Raw genomic sequence first — 1,734 nt, forward strand, 5'->3', positions numbered from 1 at the left:
CGCGCAGTCCTGACCTTGACCTCGCGCGACAATTAGGAAACCTTCGACCTCGACCGCAGGCGCTTATCGTAATTGACGCTGCCGCTCATCCCAATCGTCGCTCTATAGGGAGAATATGTTTCCGGTCGATCTGGGAGTTAAGGTTCCTGAATCGATCTTTGATGCGCGTGAGGCGGGGAAGTGCCTCGCCTATGAGAACTCAACGGCTGCTGGATTCCATGTTTTCCGCGTTCTGGAAAGCGTCCTGCGGAGGTATTACGTCCAAGAGACAGAGGGCAAAGCGCCGCCGAAGGTTCGCAACATCGCCGTGTACGTGAACGCGATGAAGCAGGCGGGGAAGGGTGACCAGAAAACTCTTTTCCTACTGAAAGAGATTTCAGACAGGTTCCGGAATCCGCTCATTCATCCGGACGTAGTGCTATCCACCGATGACGCGATAGCCATCTACGGGCTGGTTAGGACTGCGGTAACTGAAATGCTGAAACCGCTGCCGGCGGAGCCGCCGACGACGACTAGTCCTCTCGCGGCTCTTTATTCCGTGTCTGGCTCCGTGACAGAATAGTCTTTATAGCCGCGTCAAAGGTCGCGCCCGTATCGTCTGCCGCTATCTCCCGAGCGGTTTGCTTAAACCGCTCGGATTGCTCTTTCTGACTAAGCCTTTTTGCCTTTTTGCCGCTTGGCTTTGGGCTTGTATCGAGACGGTCGCCAGACGCCATGTGGTGCCTCACCTACCTTGCGCCGTTTCGTAGGTGAGCCACTTGCCGACCACCCCATCAAGGATGCGATCGGCGCCGGCTACATCGTTCACGCCCAGAGCTATACGGCGATTGTGCCGGAAATCGAACTCCGCAAGATAGCGGTGCAGGTGCTTCTCGGCGCAATGCTGATAAGTGCCCTGCATGCCGCGCTTGAAGATCGAAAAGTAGCTCTCGACGGTGTTGGTAGGGACGCCGCCCCGGACATACTCGCCAGCAGGATGCTCGACGGTCATGTGGTCCAGAAAGGTGGCTCCGACCGCCGGATAGAGGTGGCTTTCGTCGGTAAAGAGCATGCTCTCATGTGCGATATTGTCGGAAACCAGAGTTGCGACGTTCTGTTTGGTCGCCGGTGCGACATGGAATGAACGAACCGAGCCGTGCCGTTCAACCAAACTCAGGACGGCTCGCTTATTTGACGGGCCGGTGCCGCGTTTAAGGAGCGGCTCACCACTGGTTTTGGTGGTCCGCTTTTCGGCCCGACGCTCAAAGTAGGTTTCGTCGACCTCGACGATTTCGCCATTGCCACCCAGTGGGCCAAATGATCCGTCGCGCATCGCTTCGCGGATACGGTACGACATGAACCAAGCAGTCTTGAGGGTGACGCCAAGGGTCCGGTGCAATTGATTGGAGCTAATGCCCTTCTTGGAAGACGCCATCAGGAATATCACCTGTAGCCACAGGTGCATCTTAACGTGACTGGCCTCGAAGACGGTGCCGACCTTCACCGTGAAGGGCTTGCGGCACTGGTAGCACTTGTAGGTGCCAATGCGGGTGCTCTTGCCCTTCATGGCGGAGATGCGCTCGACGCCGCCGCAGTGCGGGCAAACCGGGCCATTCGGCCAAATGCGCGCCTCTACAAAACGGTAGGCGGGGTCGTGTCCGTCAACGTGGTGGAAATTGGGGTGTAACTGAAGCGGCTCCGTTTCAGGCGGCTGCGGTGGAAATGCGGACGGTTTCTGGCTTGGTGCCGGTGGCC

2 protein-coding genes are annotated in these 1,734 nt (G+C 57.7%); one reads left to right on the forward strand and one right to left on the reverse strand.

What is annotated here, in order from left to right; all coding sequences use genetic code 11:
• Nucleotides 1-115: 115 nt before the first annotated feature.
• Entirely contained in the window at nt 116-562 is a 447-nt protein-coding gene (locus tag VSX60_RS22235; RefSeq protein WP_327626414.1) for a hypothetical protein, read from the forward strand.
• Nucleotides 563-724: 162 nt separating this feature from the next.
• Here VSX60_RS22235 and VSX60_RS22240 read toward each other — a convergent pair whose 3' ends face one another.
• A complete protein-coding gene (locus VSX60_RS22240) occupies nt 725-1,603 on the reverse strand; it encodes an IS1595 family transposase (RefSeq protein ID WP_327626415.1) in 879 nt (292 codons plus the stop codon).
• Between the last annotated feature and the right edge of the window lie 131 nt (nt 1,604-1,734).

The organism is Aurantimonas sp. A3-2-R12 (assembly GCF_036016755.1).
In the GTDB taxonomy this organism is placed as follows: Bacteria; Pseudomonadota; Alphaproteobacteria; order Rhizobiales; family Rhizobiaceae; genus Aurantimonas; species Aurantimonas coralicida_A.

Bases quoted from the DNA above. Each gene is read 5' to 3' on its own strand.
- VSX60_RS22235 (WP_327626414.1), top strand. From the start codon at position 116: ATGTTTCCGGTCGATCTGGGAGTTAAGGTTCCTGAATCGATCTTTGAT.